Below are 17,438 nucleotides of genomic sequence, written 5' to 3'. Positions count from 1 at the left end.
CTTAATTCTGATTACTTTTTGTTTTTATCCAATGGATACCATGCCTTATAAAATTGTCTAAATCTTGACTCCTCACGCAAAAAATTGACTTTACGCGCCAACTACTGCAGCTTGATGTTCTCTATTCTGTAAAGGTAACTAAAATGTATTTTGTTAGTAGCCAAATAATTCGCTCCTTAGTCCATTTTTTGATAGCGCAAGGACTTGCTCCAGAAGCAGTAAATAAACGCTTACACAACCGTGCAAACCGCCTCGATGATAGCCGCTATAAATACCCAGTTACAGATTATGAACAGCTAATGGCATTTGCAGCACAACAACTTTGTTGCGATCATATAGGATTAAAATTTGGTCAGTCTTTAAAAACGCAAAGCTGGGGTTTACTTGGCCACATTGCGCTAGTGAGTGATTCTTTAGGCAAGGTGCTACAACACGCTTTACAACTTAATACGCTAGTACGAAATGTAGGGATTATTCAACTCCATCACGAGCACCAAACGAGTCATTTAAGCTGGTACCCAAGCACTAAAATACAGCACCATATGGTTGATGAACTATTCAGTAGTTGGCTCTCTTTCGCAAAATATTGCAGTTTCAAAAACACAGATTTATCGCTTATAAAGGTACAACTTACTAGATCTGAACCTAAGCCTGAGAGTTTGCGCGCATATAAAGCTGTATTTAATTGTCCTATTGAGTTCCACGCAACAACCAATACGCTTAGCTTTAAAAGTAACATGCTTAATAGTCCACTTAATTCAGCAAACCAAGAACTAGAGCAATTATTGTCAGCGCAAGCAATTGAGCTTATTAGTGAAAATGACTGTATAAACCAGCTTAAAGCATACATTACCGCACACTTTCCAAATGTACCTAATGTTGAACAAGCTGCAACACAGTTTGGTTTTAAAAAACGCAGCTTACAACGTTATTTAACTGAGCAAGGCTGTAGCTATTCAATGCTGGTTGATGAGCTTCGCAAATACCACGCTAAGCGTATGTTGCTTAATAAACTGAGTGTACTGGAGGTTAGTAACCGATTAGGGTTTTCAGAACAAAGTGTATTACAACGCGCATTTAAGCGTTGGTATGGTTGTTCACCGAAAAAGTTTTTAACACAAATAAAAAATTAAGTTGTAATAAATATTTTTGCCCATATAACTAGGCCAGTTAAAAAATCACACTGTGATTAAAAAGCAATCAAACTAATCGCCTGATACCTTTTAAAGCAGTTAAAAACGATTTAACCACAGCTAATTAATTAAAAATAAATTTGCCTAGGCCATAGGATTCTGTTATTTATAGCCGCCGGCTAAAGCTGGGCATTATATTAAGGATTTAGGAGAAAGTTATGCCAGACCAAAAAAAATTAGGGTTATTGGCTCAGGCCGGATTAGAACCGTACCAGGAAAAACCGGGCGAAGAGTATATGAATGAAGCACAACGTGCTCATTTTAAAACTATTTTGGAAGCATGGCGCAACGATTTACGCAACGAAGTAGACCGCACTAAATCGCACATGCAAGACGAAGCTGCTAACTTTCCTGATCCAGTTGACCGTGCTGCACAAGAAGAAGAGTTCTCTCTAGAACTTAGAACACGTGACCGTGAGCGTAAACTGATCAAAAAAATTGAAAAAACAATTACCCTTATCAAAGAAGATGATTTTGGATTTTGTGAATCATGCGGAATTGAAATCGGAATCCGTCGTTTAGAAGCACGTCCTACAGCTGATTTATGTGTAGACTGTAAAACACTTGCCGAAATCAAAGAAAAACAAGCTGGACGTGGTTAATAACTTTTAAGTTAAACCATGTCGATAACCACAGCCGTTAATGCGCCATTGCGCAACTATCGCGGACGCTTTGCGCCGTCACCTTCTGGGCCTCTTCACTTTGGCTCCTTGGTTGCGGCTGTGGGCAGTTACCTTGACGCAAAATATAATCAAGGCAGCTGGTTAGTTCGTATTGAAGATATAGATACATCCCGTGTTGTAAAAGGCGCAGCTGACGATATTCTCAAAACATTAGAGGCCTACGGCTTGCATTGGGATGAGCAAGTTGTTTATCAAACTCAGCGCCATGAATTATATCAACACTATGTAACAGCGTTAAAAGACCAGCACTTGGTTTATGCGTGTGACTGTTCTCGTAAACAAATTAAAGCGCTTGGCGGAATATACCAAGGTCACTGTAAAAACCGCTTTGTGGATGTAAGTAAGTACGCACTTCGCCTCACTCAATGCCACCCCACAATTCGTTATATTGACTTGATTCAAGGTAATGTTGTTGTAGATTCAGCCCTCGCCCATGAAGACTATATTATTAAACGCAGCGATGGATTATTTGCCTATCAACTTGTGGTTGTTGCTGATGATATTGAGCAAGGGATCACAGATGTAGTTCGAGGCGCAGATTTATTGGAACCAACTGCAAGGCAGTTAAGCTTATTTAAGCAACTTAAAGCTCCAACCCCTAATTACGCGCACTTACCTTTGGCCGTTGCAAAGCCAGGATTTAAATTATCTAAGCAAAATTATGCACCAGCCATTTGTAAACAAAATCCAAAGCCCAGTTTATTCAACGCATTTGAATTTTTAGGGTTAGCACCTACACCAGAAATATCCACACTCAGTGTAGAGAAAATGATGGCATGGGCTGTCAATCGCTATGACCTCCAACACGTACCAAAAGTACCACAAATTCAGATTTCTCAAGCTGACGCTAACCAAGCAACCGTTTTTAAGCAACTAATTAAGTAATTAATAACTAAATAGCGTTTATTTTAAAGCCATCAACTTAATTTTTAAGCCGCGCTGGTATATTATAAGCCACGCAATACGTTTATCGCCAAGTATGCACATTCCTCGTGCAGTTAATAACAAAATACAGCTATACTTGGTTAGATTTTTGATGGATATGCCGTCAATTAACAGAGTTCTGTAGGAGACAGATTATTATTTCCAAGCTTTTTCAATTTTGTCGGCAAATTATTGGGCCAAATGGCACTCAAACACATCAACCAGAACAAGAGCAAACTTTGCCCTTGATTATTGGACGTAATGAGCACGGTATTTCTCGTAAACAATTTAGCCCCAATGCAATCAAGGTATTATACCGCCTGAAAGATGGAGGGTTTGATGCCTACCTTGTTGGTGGTTGTGTTCGTGATATTTTGTTAGGCCAACAACCAAAAGACTTTGATGTTGTAACCAACGCCACGCCAGAACAAGTAAAAAAGCTATTTCGTAACTGTCGTTTAATTGGTCGTCGATTCCGATTAGCACATATTGTTTTTGGTCGCGAAATTATTGAAGTAGCCACAATGCGCGGCCATCATGAAGCCGCTGAAGATAAAAACCAAATTAGCCAATCTAGTGATCAAGGCCAACTATTGCGTGACAATGTTTTTGGCAGTATTGAAGAAGATGCTGAGCGCCGCGACTTTACCATCAATGCCTTGTATTACTCGATTAATGACTTCTCAATTCATGATTTTGCCAATGGTATTGCCGCTATTAATGCAAGGCAAATAGAGCTAATTGGCGACCCACAAACTCGCTATAGAGAAGATCCTGTACGTATGCTACGTGCAGTGCGCTTTGCCACCAAGCTTGATATGACTATTGCGCCTGCAACTGAAAAGCCAATTAAAGAGCTAGCAAGTCTGCTTGATAACATTCCTCCAGCGCGGTTATTTGAAGAAACATTAAAGCTTTTCTTAAACGGCAAAGCCGAAGAGAACTTCCTTATGTTGCGCCGCTATGGTTTATTTAAGTCATTATTTCCAGCGCTTGATAAAATTTTAGATAAAAATACTGAGGGATTAGAGCATTCTCTTATTCAGCAGATGTTCCGCAATACAGATGAGCGTATTAACGCGGATAAAAAAGTCACGCCAGCTTTCATCTTTGCTGCTCTATTGTGGTTCCCGTTATTAAAAATAGCGAAACAGCTACAACTCAGTGAACAACTTTCAGAGTATGATGCGTACGCCCAAGCAATGAATAAAGTGCTCAGTGAAAACGCACAACATATTGCCGTACCTAAGCGTTTCACCTTGGGTGCCCGTGATATTTGGCATATACAGCAGCGCTTAGACAAACGCTCAGGCCAACGTGCATTTAGGTTGACTCAACAACCGCGTTTTAAAGCCGCTTATGACTTTTTACTCTTACGCGTGCAAGCCGGTGAACATCAACACCAAGAACTTGCAAATTGGTGGAGCGAATATTTAAATAAAGACGTAAATGGCCAAAAAGATATGGTTAGAGCATTAGGAAACCAAGGTGCACCTAAAGGCCGACGTCGTTCACGACGCCGTAGTAGCCCAAAACCGGCAGCTGAGTAATTAAATGGAAACTGTATACTTAGGCCTAGGGGCAAATTTAAACGCCCCACGTGAGCAGTTAAACAATGCTATTTTAGCCTTACAAACGCTTCCTCATTGCGAGCTTATAAGTGTGTCTCATCACTATGCTAGTAAGCCGATGGGTCCGCAAGATCAGCCGGATTATGTCAATGCCGTAGCGGCTATAAAAACGAATCTTCCTCCCGAGCAGCTTCTTGATTTAACACAAAAAATTGAACTAGACCACGGGCGTGTTCGTAAAGAGGAGCGTTGGGGTCCACGAACGCTGGATATCGATATTTTATTATTTGGAAATCAAGTAATAAATACTGAACGGCTAACAGTTCCCCATTATGGTTTGACTGAGCGTGAGTTTGTTGTCTATCCATTACTTGAAATTGCGCCTGATATTACCTTGCCCACTGGCAAAAGATTAACAGATATTACCGCAACATTAGCATTAAACGAATTACAACAATTACCTCTGTAATTAATTTCAGGGCGTTGCCTATGAGGATATTATGTCTAAAATAACAGTCTCTACTCTCAATAAAATGAAAGCAGAACAGCAAAAAATAACCGCTTTAACCGCTTACGATGCCAGCTTTGCGAAGCTCTTTTATGATAACGGTGTTGACGTTGTTTTAGTAGGTGATTCGCTTGGTATGGTACTGCAAGGTGGTGACGATACCCTAGCGGTAACAAATATAGACATCGCCTACCATACTCGCTGCGTCCGTGCTGGCAGCCGTGATTTATTTGTCATTGCAGATATGCCATTTATGACCTATTCAAACCCGCAGAAAAGCTGTGAAAATGCGGCGCAACTGATGCGTGCAGGGGCTAACATGGTCAAGTTAGAAGGTGGTGAATGGTTGTACGATTCAATTACAGCTCTAACACAACAAGGCATTCCTGTGTGTGGGCACTTAGGACTCACGCCTCAGTCTGTGCATGTTTTTGGTGGTTTTAAAATTCAAGGCCGCATCGAAGAGCAAGCTAAAAAGATGATTATAGATGCACAAGCTCTTGAAAAAGCAGGCGCACAAATGATTGTACTTGAATGCATACCTGCTGAGCTTGCCAAACGTATTACAGACGCGGTTGGCATTCCAACAATTGGCATAGGTGCAGGAAATCAAACCGATGGCCAAATATTAGTGATGCATGATTTGGTGGGTATTTCTGCAGGTTACATCCCTAAGTTCTCTAAAAACTTTTTATTAGAAACAGGTAATATGCCTGACGCGGTAAAAAAATACTGCAATGATGTTAAAAGTGGCACCTTCCCAAGCGTTGAACATGAGTTTAAATAATGCAGTCTATAACTGAAATAAAATCATTACGCAGTCAAATTAAAGCCTGGCGTCAAGTCGGCCTAAGTGTTGCGTTGGTGCCTACAATGGGAAATTTGCATCAAGGTCATTTCTCACTGGTAGAAAAAGCAAAAACAATGGCTGATAAAGTTGTTGTGAGTATTTTTGTTAATCCAATGCAGTTTGGTGAAAGTGAAGACTTAGATAGTTATCCGCGTACGTTGAATGCTGATAAACAAGGGCTAGCTGAGCTGGGCACCGATATTGTTTTTACTCCAAATGTAGAGACCATTTACCCTAACGGTTTAGGCGCACAAAGTTATGTTGATGTACCGAATATTTCAATGGGTTATTGTGGTGGTTCTCGCCCAGGTCATTTTAAAGGTGTTGCAACCGTAGTAACAAAGCTATTTAATTTGGTTCAACCTGACTTTGCCTGTTTCGGTGAGAAAGATTATCAGCAGTTACAAGTTATCAAAACGATGGTGCGCGATTTATCTATCCCTGTTGAAGTGATTGGCGTTGCGACTACTCGTGAAGTCTCAGGACTTGCGATGAGCTCTCGTAATGGTTACTTATCTGATCTAGAAAAAGCCACAGCGGCCAATTTATTTAAAACATTATCTTATGTTGCGGCGCAGTTAAAAGCTGGTCAAAATAACTTTTCAGCTCTTTGCCAACAAGCAAAGCAAATGCTGAGCGATGCAGGATTAAAAGCAGATTATTTTGAGATAGTACAGCGCGATACCTTAAAAAGCGCTACAGTAAAAGATGAACAATTGGTCATTTTAGCTGCTGCATATTTAGGTAATGTGAGGCTAATCGATAACTTACAAGTTGATATAAAAAATTAGGGATAAAAATGAATTCACTACTTAAGATAGCCAGCACGACCTTACTTGCAGGGCTGTTATTCGGCTGTCAAAACCAAATAGAAAATCCAGAAATGCAGCAATGTGCACAACAAAATTACCAATGTGAGCTTAACTGTGAGCAACAGAGCACAGGGGAAGGTATGGCACACAAAGTATGTAGTACAAAATGCATAGAAACATTTAATCAATGCAAAGCCAATGCTGAAAAGCTAGGTGAAATGCAATAAATAATGACTTCAAGCTTATCAACCATACTCTGATAAGCTTCTCCCCCTGCTCTATACTTATGCAACCCTTTAAATCACTACTCGCTAACCTAAACTTTGAATCGATTCAATCACACTTTAACGCATGTATTAAATTGAGCTTTAGGTTTTATCGCTAGACACAAAAAAACCGCCTTTATGAATAAAGACGGTTTTTATTATTATCAACTATATGATTATAAAAGGCCTAGTTTCTTAAGCTCTCTCATTGCCATAGTTCCCGACAAGGGTACATAGCCGTCTTTTTCAACAATTTTTTGACCGCTTTGAGAAAGTACCATTTTAAGGAATTCCGCATCAATTGGAGAAAGTGGTTTATTAGGGTGTTTGTTAATATAAACATACAAGAAACGAGATAGCGGGTACTTACCTGTTGCTACGTTATCAAGCGTTGCATCAACAAATTTATTGCCTTTCTTAGCCAATGGTACAGTACGAACACCCGATGTTTTATAACCAATACCTGAGTAGCCGATTGCATTTACAGAAGATGAAATTGACTGTACAACTGATGCAGAACCCGGCTGTTCGTTTACGTTATTACGGAAATCGCCTTTACATAAAGCCATTTTCTTAAAGTAACCATACGTGCCTGATACTGAATTACGACCATAAAGTTGAATGTCTTTAGCAGCCCAATCACCAGTTAAGCCTACATCACTCCAACGAGATACTTCATCTGATGCGCCACATTTACGCGTTGAAGAAAAGATAGCGTCAACCTCGTCAATACGAAGACCTTCAATTGGGTTATCTTTGTGAACAAATACAGCAAGAGCATCAATTGCAACACGTACTTCTGTTGGCTTGTAACCATAACGCTTTTCAAACGATTCAATTTCTTTTGACTTCATCTTACGGCTCATAGGACCGAAATTTGCTGTGCCTTCAGTTAAAGCCGGTGGCGCTGTTGAAGAGCCTGCTGCCTGAATTTGAATATTTACATTAGGGTAGAAGCGCTTATATTCTTCAGCCCAAAAAGTCATCATGTTGGCAAGAGTGTCAGAGCCCACTGATGAAAAGTTGCCTGAGATACCTGTTGTTTTCTCATACTCAGGAATCGTTTTATCTAAAGCTAGCGCTTGTGCAGATACTAATGTTGTAACAGCCACACCCATTGCGGCAACTAAACTTTTAAATTTCATAGGGGTTACTCCGATTTGTTCGTCCCATTTCCTAACTGCTAACTACTTTAAAGCCATTAAATGACAGTTAGATTACTTAATTATTGCACTTTTATGACTTTCGAGTGTTTTTGAATTTTCGCTCTCTACAGCTTCTCTTTTGAAAACGAAAAAGAGAAACATGAGCCTTCACCAAGCTTACTTTTTATTTCTAAATGGCTATCATGGCGTGTAAGTACATGCTTGGTTATCGCCAAGCCTAAACCTGAACCACCCGTTGTTCTACTTCTCGCTTTATCTACACGGTAAAACCGCTCAGTGAGGCGGTTAATATGCTCTGGTGCTATACCATCACCATTATCAACGACAGCAAAAACGGCTTGATTATTTACCCGTTGCCAACTTACCGTTACTTTTCCTCCGGGTTTAGTGTAATGAATAGCATTAAACACCAAGTTAGAAAACGCACTGCGCAGTTCATCCTCAGCACCTTTAATATCAAGCTCAGTATCAATCTCAAATGTGAGCTCATGCCCTTTATCTTGATTAAGTGACTGGGCTTCAGTGCGAATATACGCTAATAGCTGAGGGACATTAATTGCTTTATCATTGTCTTGACGTCTTTCACCTTCGATGCGCGACAGTGACAATAATTGATTTACCAAGCTATCCATGCGCTTACACTGTTCTAACATGGTGTTCTGCGCTTTATTCCACATAGCAGGTGGTGGCATCATATCGCCATCAAACATCTCTAAATAGCCTGTCACTACCGTCAACGGTGTGCGTAACTCATGCGACACATTTGCAACAAAGTCTTTGCGCATCTGTTCTAACTGCTTTAGACGAGTAACATCTCTTACAACCACCATAAGCTGTGAGCTTGCGTATGGCATTACACGGTATTCGAGTACTTGCTCAACACTGTGTATGTTTTCAAGTTCAAGAGCTTCAGCAAAGTTTTCTTGGTACATATATTTAGCAAATTTTGGATCGCGAATTAGATTATCTAAACGTTGTCCATGATCAGCAGGCCACTGCAAACCGAGTATTTTTAACGCTAATTGATTACACCAAACAATGCTGAGATCCCGCTGTAACACCACAACAGCATCAGGGACCGCCTCTGCACCATCACGAAAGCGACGAATTAGATCTGCAAGTTCATTTCTCTTTTTGCGATTACGATGCTGTAGATGATAAATTCCTTCAAAAACTTGCTCCCATGCACCTTCACCTTCCGGTGGGTTAAAACTGCGTTGATTAAGTAGCCAATCACTGAGTCGGTAAAGTTGATGATAATGCCAAACTAATAATGAAAAAGAGCCTAAAAATAAAAGCAAAAATGGCGCGCCAACAAGCACGCCAATAAGTAGTAGGGGTAAAAAATAGATAAGCAAACGCTTCGCAAGCGCCTGCTTATTAACAACTCGATACATAAACTCACTTTACCTTAGAAAAATAAACTTAAGCTAATAAAGTCATTAACTTAACGTTTAAGATACTATAGTTTACTCGAAAAACGGTAACCTGCGCCTCTCACCGTTTGAACCAATCTATCATGGCCCAGTGGAGCAATCGCTTTACGCAAACGACGAATATGCACGTCGACGGTTCTATCTTCAACATAGACATTAGTCCCCCACACATTATCTAGCAATTGTTCTCGGCTATATACGCGCTCTGGATGAGTCATAAAGAAGTGCAATAATCTAAACTCTGTAGGGCCCATGTCCAACTCGCTGCCATCAGAAGTTACGCGATGTGAAATTGGATCTAAGCGTAAACCGTGCACCTCAATTGCCTCTTCTAACGAAGTTGGTGAAACTCGGCGGATAACAGCTTTAATGCGTGCCATCAGTTCTTTAGGTGAAAATGGTTTCGTTACATAATCGTCAGCACCCACTTCTAGGCCACGTACTTTGTCTTCTTCTTCACCACGGGCTGTTAGCATGATGATAGGGATTTTGCGGGTATGCTCGTTTTGTTTAAACTTTTTAGCAATTTGAATACCACTGCCACCTGGTAACATCCAATCCAGTAAAACCATATCCGGGTATGGCTCTACCATGGCTGCAATAGCAGAATCGTAATCTTCGGCTTCAACCGCTTGAAATCCATTTTGTTCTAATACAAAAACTAACATTTCCCTAATAGGCGCTTCGTCATCGACGACAAGTACTTTACGTGACATTCCAATTCTTCTCTTTCGTTATCGAACTTGTTTTCATTATTATGACTAAGTATGACATTTTTATGAAAGTGTAACGTGTAAATTAAAATGAGCGAAAAAAAAACACAAACAACGCAAAAAAAGCATAAAAACTCATCTATTAGACTTGATTCAATCAACTTCTTCTTACATTACTGCAAGTGAAACAGGTCAGTAAAAGTATATTTAATATTCTACAATAATTTTTTAGTTTAAAAATTAGCCTTCTTCACTATAAAATTTTAAATGAAGCTTTGGATCAAATTCATACTAAGCAAACAAATTCGGATCATATTTTTACTAACCAACTTAGATCTGGGATCATGTTTGTACTAACATGCTAATATAAGGTGTTGATCATTTATACAAACATTACGTTTTGCGCTGGATTTTCAAACAAAAAATACACATTAGATCATGATCCTTAGTAAAAGGCTGATCTCAACAATAAACCGTTGGTAAAAACTCGATCTCTTTCGTTATAAGTTAGTAAGGGAATGATCTTTCTTCATTATACGCGCACAAAAAAAGCCAGCTCTTTGCAGATACTGGCTTTTTTTTCAACCTGTTAAGTTACTTAACTTGTGGATCTAACTCACCTGATAAGTATTTAAGATGCATTTCATCTAGTGAGATTGGCTTGATCTTACTTGCTTGACCCGCAGTGCCAAACGCTTCATAACGCGCTACACAGATCTCAGTCATTGCTTTGGTTGCTTCAGCAAGGTATTTACGAGGATCGAAGTTTGATGGATTCAGTGCTAAATGACGACGAATAGCACCTGTTGATGCTAAACGCAAATCTGTGTCAATGTTTACTTTACGAACACCAAACTTAATACCTTCAACGATTTGCGCAACTGGCACACCGTATGTTTCAGGAATTTCACCACCATATTGATTAATAATTTCAAGCCACTCTTGTGGAACTGATGACGAACCATGCATTACAAGGTGAGTATTAGGAATACGTGCATGAATCGCTTTAATACGATCGATTGCTAAAATGTCATCCGTTGGTGGGCGTGTAAATTTATAAGCTCCGTGAGAAGTACCACAGGCAATTGCAAGCGCATCACAGTGAGTTTTGCTAACAAAGTCTGCCGCTTCTTCTGGATCGGTTAGCATTTGATCTGTGGTTAATTTACCTTCAGCACCAACACCGTCTTCTTCTCCAGCTTCGCCAGTCTCAAGAGAACCTAAAACACCTAATTCGCCTTCAACCGATACGCCGCATGAGTGAGCAAGCTCAACTGTTTTGCGTGTTACATCAACATTATACTCATAGCTTGAAGGTGTTTTTCCATCTGTCATTAATGAGCCATCCATCATTACAGATGAAAAACCTAACTGGATTGAACGCTGGCAAACGCCTGGTGAAGTACCGTGATCCTGATGCATAACCACTGGGATGTGTGGCCATTCTTCAATGGCAGCTAAAATCATATGACGAATAAATGGGGCACCAGCATAGGCACGAGCACCTGCTGAGCCTTGCACAATTACGGGGCTATTTGTTTTATCAGCCGCCATCATAATAGCGCGGATTTGCTCTTGGTTATTAACGTTAAAAGCTGGCACGCCGTAACCATTTTCAGCTGCATGATCAAGAAGTTGTCGCATACTGATTAAAGCCATTGGGTATTCTCCAAATTATCGATAGCTGCGAAAACGCAACACTACCTAGTCGAACGGAATAGTTTAATTCGATGCAATCACTGCATCACGACAGTTTTGGCATTTACCAAACCTACCGCTAACACAAACCAGTAATTAAATAAGGGTGAGAGGTATTTAATTAATGGTGTTAGCCGGTGTAAGTAAATTTACTTACACCAACAAGCATGCTCAGTTTATTTAGCACGCTCTTCTAGCATAGCAACAGCTGGCAATTTTTTCCCTTCTAAGAATTCAAGGAAAGCACCACCACCGGTTGAAATGTATGAAACTTTATCGGCAATACCGTATTTATCAATCGCTGCTAGCGTATCGCCGCCACCTGCAATTGAGAACGCGTTTGAATCAGCAATCGCTTGTGCAATTGCACGTGTGCCATTACCAAATTGATCAAATTCGAATACCCCAACAGGGCCATTCCAAACAACAGTGCCAGCGTTGGCAATAATTTTAGCTAATTTATTAGCTGTATCCGGGCCAATATCAAAAATCATATCATCACTGGTTACTTCACTAACATCTTTTAATGTTGCAACCGTTGATTCTGAAAATTCATTACCCACAACAACGTCAGTAGGAACAGGAATTTCACCATTATTACTCTTAGCTGCTGCGCATAATTTATTTGCTTCATCAATTAAGTCAGCTTCATAAAGTGATTTACCTACAGGGTGACCTGCTGCAGCTATGAAAGTATTTGCAATACCGCCACCAGTTACTAGCTGATCAACAATCGTAGAAAGTGAGTCAAGCACTGTTAATTTGGTTGATACTTTAGAACCACCAACAATCGCAACAAGTGGACGCGCTGGATTATCAAGTGCTTTCCCTAGGGCCTCTAGCTCTGCTGCCAATAAAGGACCTGCACACGCAACATCTGCAAATAAGCCAACGCCATGGGTTGAAGCTTGTGCACGGTGAGCAGTACCAAAAGCGTCCATTACGTAAACATCACACAGTGCAGCGAGCTTTTTAGACAATGCCTCGTCGTTTTTCTTTTCACCAACATTAAAGCGTACGTTTTCAAACACAACCACTTCATTATCAGCAATTTCAACACCATCTAGGTAGCTTTTTTCAAGGCGTACTGTTTGCTCCAGTGCCTCGTTTAAATAATCAACAACTGGAGAAAGTGAAAACTCTTCGTTGTATTCCCCTTCCGTAGGGCGGCCAAGATGTGACATCACCATTACTTTTGCGCCTTTCTCAAGGGCTAGTTTGATGCTTGGTAATGCTGCACGAATACGTGCATCTGAGGTCACTTTACCTGCTTTGACTGGTACATTTAAATCTTCACGAATTAACACGCGTTTGCCGTTTAAATCTAAATCTACCATATTAATGACCGACATGGACTTCTCCTTAGTTAACGATACTGACTTGAGTAAAAATTCTTAATTATAATTCTAGTTTTTTGCAACCATCATACACCGTGCGGTGTCTATCATACGGTTGGCAAACCCCCATTCATTGTCACACCAGACTAATAACTTTATCAGTCGTTTATGACTAACTCGTGTCTGCGTGCCATCAATAATACATGAGTGTGCGTCATGATTAAAATCAACAGAGACCAATGGCTCCTCTGTATAACTTAAAATACCTTCTAAACGATCTTTAGCGGCCGCTTTTAAGGCTTTATTCACTGTAACTAAATCAACGTCTGTATTGACTGTGACGCTCAAATCCATCGCCGTAACATTAATAGTAGGCACTCGCACAGCGATGGCTTCAAATCGGCCATGAAATTTAGGTAATATCCGCTCAATACCGCGTGCTAATTTTGTGTCTACCGGAATAATTGATTGACTTGCTGCACGAGTACGACGTAAATCATGGTGATAGGCATCAATGACCTGCTGATCATTCATCGAAGCATGAATAGTGGTGATGGCACCCGATTCAATTTCAAATGCATCATCAAGCACTTTAATAACGGGAACAATACAGTTTGTTGTACATGAGCCGTTAGATACTATCGTTTGTGCAGCGGTTAATTCATCATCATTAATACCGTAAACGATAGTGGCATCGACATCTGCATCCGCAGGTTGTGAAAATAATACCTTTTTCGCACCCGCATTTAAGTGAAGTTGTGCATGTTCTCGAGAATGAAACACACCCGTGCACTCTAGCACCACATCGATATCAAGTACCTGCCAAGGAAGCTCACACGGATTTTCTTCGCAAAATAATGCAATTGAATCGCCGGCAACATTTATACAATCTTCACCGAGAGTAACAGGGAATTTGAAGCGTCCATGAGACGTATCATACTTAAGTAGGTGAGCGATCCCTTTAGGATCTGCTAATTCATTAATAGCAACAATTTTGATCTCATCGCTTAGCCCTGATTCATACAACGCTCGGACTATATTACGACCAATTCGACCAAAACCATTAATTGCAAGTTTGATTGCCATTCGAAAGAAAATCCACTCTAGTTGCTTGCAGATAAAGGCAATCTGCCTTTTTGATGGCGGTATTGTAATCGACCTTGAGATTGAATATAAGAGCTGAATAGCAGAAACTTAAAATTAACCATGTTTCGATGGCCCAAATTTTGGTAATCGACCTTTTAGTAGGTTCTAGGTTCTAGGTTCTAGGCTCGATACGTAATACAATCCCGATATAGTTGTGATAAATTTTTAGCGCTTAAATAGCTTGCGTATTAAATTACTGGTTAATAATGATACCGTCATAATCACTATACAATAAATAGCTAGTGTACCTGATGGTGTGACCAGCTCAATTATTTGTTCATTTTCACCGAAACATAAATTAGTCTTATGATCAATCGCACCGCCGCTATCTAAACAACGATCCACTAATAAAAACCCATGCAACCACCATACTGCAATTAAACTGACTATCACACCAACTAAAGATGGCAGTAAATTATTTTTCATTAAAAGACCTATAAAAAGGAGTAAATTTCAGGACATTAGTGTAGCAAAATAACAAACCAATAACTGCACTGACAAAGCCTTATTTTTTATCTATAAAACAATACTTAAAGTTAATTTTTGGCTAACAACAAGTCAGTAATTCAGTCTGTATTTATATAAAAGCATTCAGCTTTTTTAATAAAGTAATTATGGGTGAGCTTTAAACTAAGTCGTGCAACTTTAAATCTCTACCTTGGCCAATTTGATAGCACTGCGCAAGTAATAGCTCGGCGGTAGCCATAGCATCCGTAAGTGCATGATGACAGGTGTAGTGTGGTAAGTCATAACGCGCCCTACAGGCATTTAAAGTTAAATCATCCAATGCTATTTCTTGACCTTGTTGCAGTAAACGCTTTTTTTCAATTTGAAACGTATCAATAATTAATTTCGGTTTAACATTTATACCATGTGCTTTGAAAGCACACTTTAAAAAACTCCAATCTAAACTTGCATTATGAAACACTAAAATTGAGTCATCAAAGTGCCTACTGAGCTTGTTTAAAATATCACTTAAACTTTGCCCCTGAGCAACCTCTTGTTGGGCAATACCATGAAAAATTGGGCTTTGCTCAAGTTGTTTAACTTCTTTGTTAATATAGTGCTCTGCTTTACTTAACTTTATACACTGCTGATCCACCAGCACCCATGCCACTGATACTATCTCATGCTGTTTTGCATCTAACCCTGTTAGCTCTAAGTCAATGACAAGATAACGCTGGCTAAATGCATTTTTAGCCAGTAACTTCTTTCTTGATATATATCGGCTTAGCCATAATTTAACCATGCTGAGCCCTCAATTTATCCGTCATTATAAGCTCCCTCGAGCAAATTTAAATGCAGCAGCTTGCTGGGCTTGTTTAATTAAATAAAATGCCTCTTTTAGTTGATGGCGTTCTAGTGAATTTAACTTATCAGGATTAATACAATTACTGGGTAAACCCTCTTCGTTAATCTGCGTTCTTAACCGCAACTGAGTTAAAAATCGCCAACAATCCTTTAAATTATAAACATCTTGCTTATTTAGTTCTGGGTATTTCAATAACGCATCAAGGCGTTCTTGTGTATTTGCCCGGCGAACACCTGCTTTGAGCGCATACAAACGCACAATGTCATTGATGATTACTACACCCCGTTTTTTTAAATCAATGTACTTATGCTGTTTGGCATCTTTTTCTAATTTAAATTGGTTAAACAAACCAATTGGCACTGGGGTCGATTTAATATCGCTGGCCATGGCCGCATAAAATAACTCGTTACGCGAAATACGGGTCAGCTGTTCACAAAAACTGGTATAAAGTGAGTTTGAGCCTTCAATAAATCGTAAATCAAAAAATATTTTACAATTAAGCATTGCCTCTGGCGTTGGGCTTTTTATCCACTTAAAAAAACGTTCACACCAATCTGAAATACTCATTCTACACAGCTCACTACTAGCCATTATATTGCCTGGACAACGACGAATGCCGCATTCAACGAGCTGCTCACAAACAAACTCACCCATACGGCGAAAATAGTCTTGATGAGCTTCACTTAAATCATCAGGTAATAGCAATCCATTATCTTGATCTGAGTGCAGTGTTTGCTCCTCACGCGCTTGCGAACCAAAACAAATAAAACTAAAGCTAGTAGGCGCTGCACCATTGTCTTCTTGAAAGAGGTGTATGAGTCGTGAAGTTAGTGCATCCGTCAAACCGCTAAGCAGTTTGCCTATCAATGAAATATCATCAATATTATGTGAAAAGCCTCTTAGTAACTCTGGTATTTCTGCTGCATAGCGCTTTAAATCAACGATATTGTGTGCTTTATAGATTCGCCCTATTAATTGTACAGGGTCACTTTTTTGTTGTCTGAGCAAATCTGTACTGGTGATCATACCCAGCGCTTTATGATGTTCATCTAGCACGGGTAAGTGGTGAATATTATGTTTAAGCATTAAATGCAGCGCTGAAAAAACCCGATTATTCTCAAAGATATATTTAGGTTTTTTACTCATTATTGAGTTGATCGCCTCTTTAGGGTCAACCTCGTCTGCAAGTACACGATTACGTAAATCACGATCTGTTACCACCCCCACTAATCTCTCAAACTCAGTAATCATGATTGAGGAAACGCCATATTTTTTCATTTTCTTTGCTGTTTGGCGAATACTGGCATCGGGAGCTAAAGTAACCGCTTTCCGAGACATCAGCTCAGAGATCTTACGCTCCGACCAACTTTCGTTCTGACTTTTATAATGTGATGAAAGTAATCGATTAGCATGTGCCCGCACAAAATATTGCTCAAAGGGTTTATATTCTCGGCGCAAAAAATCAAAGGCATCTTGATTGAGCATATACACAATGCCCTCTTTTTGCGTTTCTAAACGATTTTGTATTGCCTCTCCGGTTAGTAAAGATGGAAACCCAAAATAGTCTCCCTGCGCTAAACGTGTAATCACATCACCTGTGGCATCAACTAAATCGTATAAACCTGAGCGAATCAAAAATAATTTAGGTGATGCTGACTGCAACCACTGAGTCTGATTTTCACGGGTTAAATAAATACTATCTAAGTGAGTGACAAAATAATCAGTGGCACTGCTGTCAATCTGGCTAAAGGGGGTTTGGGCTATAACAAATTGGGCTACTTCCTGCTGCTCATTATTCATAACTGTACTCACATAAATAAGTG

17 protein-coding genes are annotated in these 17,438 nt (G+C 39.7%); 8 read left to right on the top strand and 9 right to left on the bottom strand.

Annotated elements, in window-relative coordinates; all coding sequences use genetic code 11:
- Positions 1–143: 143 nt before the first annotated feature.
- The 8 genes from ACFI4Z_RS06460 (at position 144) to ACFI4Z_RS06425 (ending at position 6,768) form a co-directional block, all read left to right on the top strand.
- A complete protein-coding gene (locus tag ACFI4Z_RS06460) occupies positions 144–1,133 on the top strand; it encodes an AraC family transcriptional regulator (RefSeq protein ID WP_462669865.1) in 990 nt (329 codons plus the stop codon).
- Positions 1,134–1,351: 218 nt separating this feature from the next.
- Positions 1,352–1,795 (top strand): RNA polymerase-binding protein DksA, encoded by a 444-nt coding sequence (dksA, locus tag ACFI4Z_RS06455; protein WP_462669864.1) that lies wholly within the window; start codon positions 1,352–1,354, stop codon positions 1,793–1,795.
- A gap of 18 nt (positions 1,796–1,813) precedes the next feature.
- On the top strand, positions 1,814–2,761 hold the full coding sequence (gene gluQRS / locus ACFI4Z_RS06450; RefSeq protein WP_462669863.1) for a tRNA glutamyl-Q(34) synthetase GluQRS: 948 nt from the start codon (positions 1,814–1,816) through the stop codon (positions 2,759–2,761).
- 287 nt (positions 2,762–3,048) lie between these two features.
- Positions 3,049–4,350 carry a polynucleotide adenylyltransferase PcnB gene (pcnB, locus tag ACFI4Z_RS06445; RefSeq protein ID WP_462670011.1) on the top strand — a complete coding sequence of 434 codons (1,302 nt, stop codon included), beginning with the start codon at positions 3,049–3,051 and terminating at the stop codon, positions 4,348–4,350.
- 4 nt (positions 4,351–4,354) lie between these two features.
- On the top strand, positions 4,355–4,840 hold the full coding sequence (folK, locus tag ACFI4Z_RS06440; RefSeq protein WP_462669862.1) for a 2-amino-4-hydroxy-6-hydroxymethyldihydropteridine diphosphokinase: 486 nt from the start codon (positions 4,355–4,357) through the stop codon (positions 4,838–4,840).
- A 31-nt stretch (positions 4,841–4,871) separates the two neighbouring features.
- Complete coding sequence (panB, locus tag ACFI4Z_RS06435; protein WP_462669861.1) at positions 4,872–5,666, top strand: 3-methyl-2-oxobutanoate hydroxymethyltransferase; 795 nt, start codon at positions 4,872–4,874, stop codon at positions 5,664–5,666.
- Positions 5,666–6,520, top strand: coding sequence for a pantoate--beta-alanine ligase (gene panC / locus ACFI4Z_RS06430; RefSeq protein WP_462669860.1), 855 nt, complete (start codon positions 5,666–5,668; stop codon positions 6,518–6,520). Before panB ends, panC begins: the two co-directional genes overlap by 1 nt.
- Positions 6,521–6,528: 8 nt before the next feature.
- Positions 6,529–6,768, top strand: a complete 240-nt coding sequence (locus ACFI4Z_RS06425) for a hypothetical protein (protein ID WP_394192393.1) — start codon at positions 6,529–6,531, stop codon at positions 6,766–6,768.
- 215 nt (positions 6,769–6,983) lie between these two features.
- Here ACFI4Z_RS06425 and ACFI4Z_RS06420 read toward each other — a convergent pair whose 3' ends face one another.
- The 9 genes from ACFI4Z_RS06420 to ACFI4Z_RS06380 all read right to left on the bottom strand — a co-directional run bounded on the left by ACFI4Z_RS06420 (position 6,984) and on the right by ACFI4Z_RS06380 (position 17,415).
- On the bottom strand, positions 6,984–7,952 hold the full coding sequence (locus tag ACFI4Z_RS06420) for a PstS family phosphate ABC transporter substrate-binding protein (protein WP_462669859.1): 969 nt from the start codon (positions 7,950–7,952) through the stop codon (positions 6,984–6,986).
- A gap of 125 nt (positions 7,953–8,077) precedes the next feature.
- Positions 8,078–9,370 (bottom strand): phosphate regulon sensor histidine kinase PhoR, encoded by a 1,293-nt coding sequence (gene phoR, locus ACFI4Z_RS06415; protein ID WP_462669858.1) that lies wholly within the window; start codon positions 9,368–9,370, stop codon positions 8,078–8,080.
- Positions 9,371–9,435: 65 nt separating this feature from the next.
- Positions 9,436–10,125 carry a phosphate regulon transcriptional regulator PhoB gene (gene phoB / locus ACFI4Z_RS06410; protein WP_462669857.1) on the bottom strand — a complete coding sequence of 230 codons (690 nt, stop codon included), beginning with the start codon at positions 10,123–10,125 and terminating at the stop codon, positions 9,436–9,438.
- 591 nt (positions 10,126–10,716) lie between these two features.
- A complete protein-coding gene (gene fba, locus ACFI4Z_RS06405; RefSeq protein ID WP_462669856.1) occupies positions 10,717–11,781 on the bottom strand; it encodes a class II fructose-bisphosphate aldolase in 1,065 nt (354 codons plus the stop codon).
- A 215-nt stretch (positions 11,782–11,996) separates the two neighbouring features.
- The gene (locus ACFI4Z_RS06400; RefSeq protein WP_462669855.1) at positions 11,997–13,172 is read right to left on the bottom strand and encodes a phosphoglycerate kinase; all 1,176 of its coding nucleotides are present in this window, start codon (positions 13,170–13,172) and stop codon (positions 11,997–11,999) included.
- Positions 13,173–13,226: 54 nt separating this feature from the next.
- Positions 13,227–14,243 (bottom strand): erythrose-4-phosphate dehydrogenase, encoded by a 1,017-nt coding sequence (gene epd, locus ACFI4Z_RS06395; protein ID WP_462669854.1) that lies wholly within the window; start codon positions 14,241–14,243, stop codon positions 13,227–13,229.
- Positions 14,244–14,468: 225 nt separating this feature from the next.
- Positions 14,469–14,729, bottom strand: a complete 261-nt coding sequence (locus ACFI4Z_RS06390; RefSeq protein WP_462669853.1) for a hypothetical protein — start codon at positions 14,727–14,729, stop codon at positions 14,469–14,471.
- Between the two features lie 199 nt (positions 14,730–14,928).
- A complete protein-coding gene (locus ACFI4Z_RS06385) occupies positions 14,929–15,552 on the bottom strand; it encodes a 3'-5' exonuclease (protein ID WP_462669852.1) in 624 nt (207 codons plus the stop codon).
- Positions 15,553–15,576: 24 nt separating this feature from the next.
- A complete protein-coding gene (locus ACFI4Z_RS06380) occupies positions 15,577–17,415 on the bottom strand; it encodes a DUF294 nucleotidyltransferase-like domain-containing protein (protein ID WP_462669851.1) in 1,839 nt (612 codons plus the stop codon).
- Between the last annotated feature and the right edge of the window lie 23 nt (positions 17,416–17,438).

The organism is Pseudoalteromonas sp. RWi3, from assembly GCF_054960735.1.
Note: the sequence above shows the minus strand (reverse complement) of the source record. Positions and strands in the feature narration are given on the sequence as shown.

Bases quoted from the DNA above. Each gene is read 5' to 3' on its own strand.
- ACFI4Z_RS06460 (WP_462669865.1), top strand. From the start codon at position 144: ATGTATTTTGTTAGTAGCCAAATAATTCGCTCCTTAGTCCATTTTTTG.
- dksA (WP_462669864.1), top strand. From the start codon at position 1,352: ATGCCAGACCAAAAAAAATTAGGGTTATTGGCTCAGGCCGGATTAGAA.
- gluQRS (WP_462669863.1), top strand. From the start codon at position 1,814: ATGTCGATAACCACAGCCGTTAATGCGCCATTGCGCAACTATCGCGGA.
- folK (WP_462669862.1), top strand. From the start codon at position 4,355: ATGGAAACTGTATACTTAGGCCTAGGGGCAAATTTAAACGCCCCACGT.
- panB (WP_462669861.1), top strand. From the start codon at position 4,872: ATGTCTAAAATAACAGTCTCTACTCTCAATAAAATGAAAGCAGAACAG.
- panC (WP_462669860.1), top strand. From the start codon at position 5,666: ATGCAGTCTATAACTGAAATAAAATCATTACGCAGTCAAATTAAAGCC.
- ACFI4Z_RS06425 (WP_394192393.1), top strand. From the start codon at position 6,529: ATGAATTCACTACTTAAGATAGCCAGCACGACCTTACTTGCAGGGCTG.
- ACFI4Z_RS06420 (WP_462669859.1), bottom strand. From the start codon at position 7,952: ATGAAATTTAAAAGTTTAGTTGCCGCAATGGGTGTGGCTGTTACAACA.
- phoR (WP_462669858.1), bottom strand. From the start codon at position 9,370: ATGTATCGAGTTGTTAATAAGCAGGCGCTTGCGAAGCGTTTGCTTATC.
- phoB (WP_462669857.1), bottom strand. From the start codon at position 10,125: ATGTCACGTAAAGTACTTGTCGTCGATGACGAAGCGCCTATTAGGGAA.
- fba (WP_462669856.1), bottom strand. From the start codon at position 11,781: ATGGCTTTAATCAGTATGCGACAACTTCTTGATCATGCAGCTGAAAAT.
- ACFI4Z_RS06400 (WP_462669855.1), bottom strand. From the start codon at position 13,172: ATGTCGGTCATTAATATGGTAGATTTAGATTTAAACGGCAAACGCGTG.
- epd (WP_462669854.1), bottom strand. From the start codon at position 14,243: ATGGCAATCAAACTTGCAATTAATGGTTTTGGTCGAATTGGTCGTAAT.
- ACFI4Z_RS06390 (WP_462669853.1), bottom strand. From the start codon at position 14,729: ATGAAAAATAATTTACTGCCATCTTTAGTTGGTGTGATAGTCAGTTTA.
- ACFI4Z_RS06385 (WP_462669852.1), bottom strand. From the start codon at position 15,552: ATGGTTAAATTATGGCTAAGCCGATATATATCAAGAAAGAAGTTACTG.
- ACFI4Z_RS06380 (WP_462669851.1), bottom strand. From the start codon at position 17,415: ATGAATAATGAGCAGCAGGAAGTAGCCCAATTTGTTATAGCCCAAACC.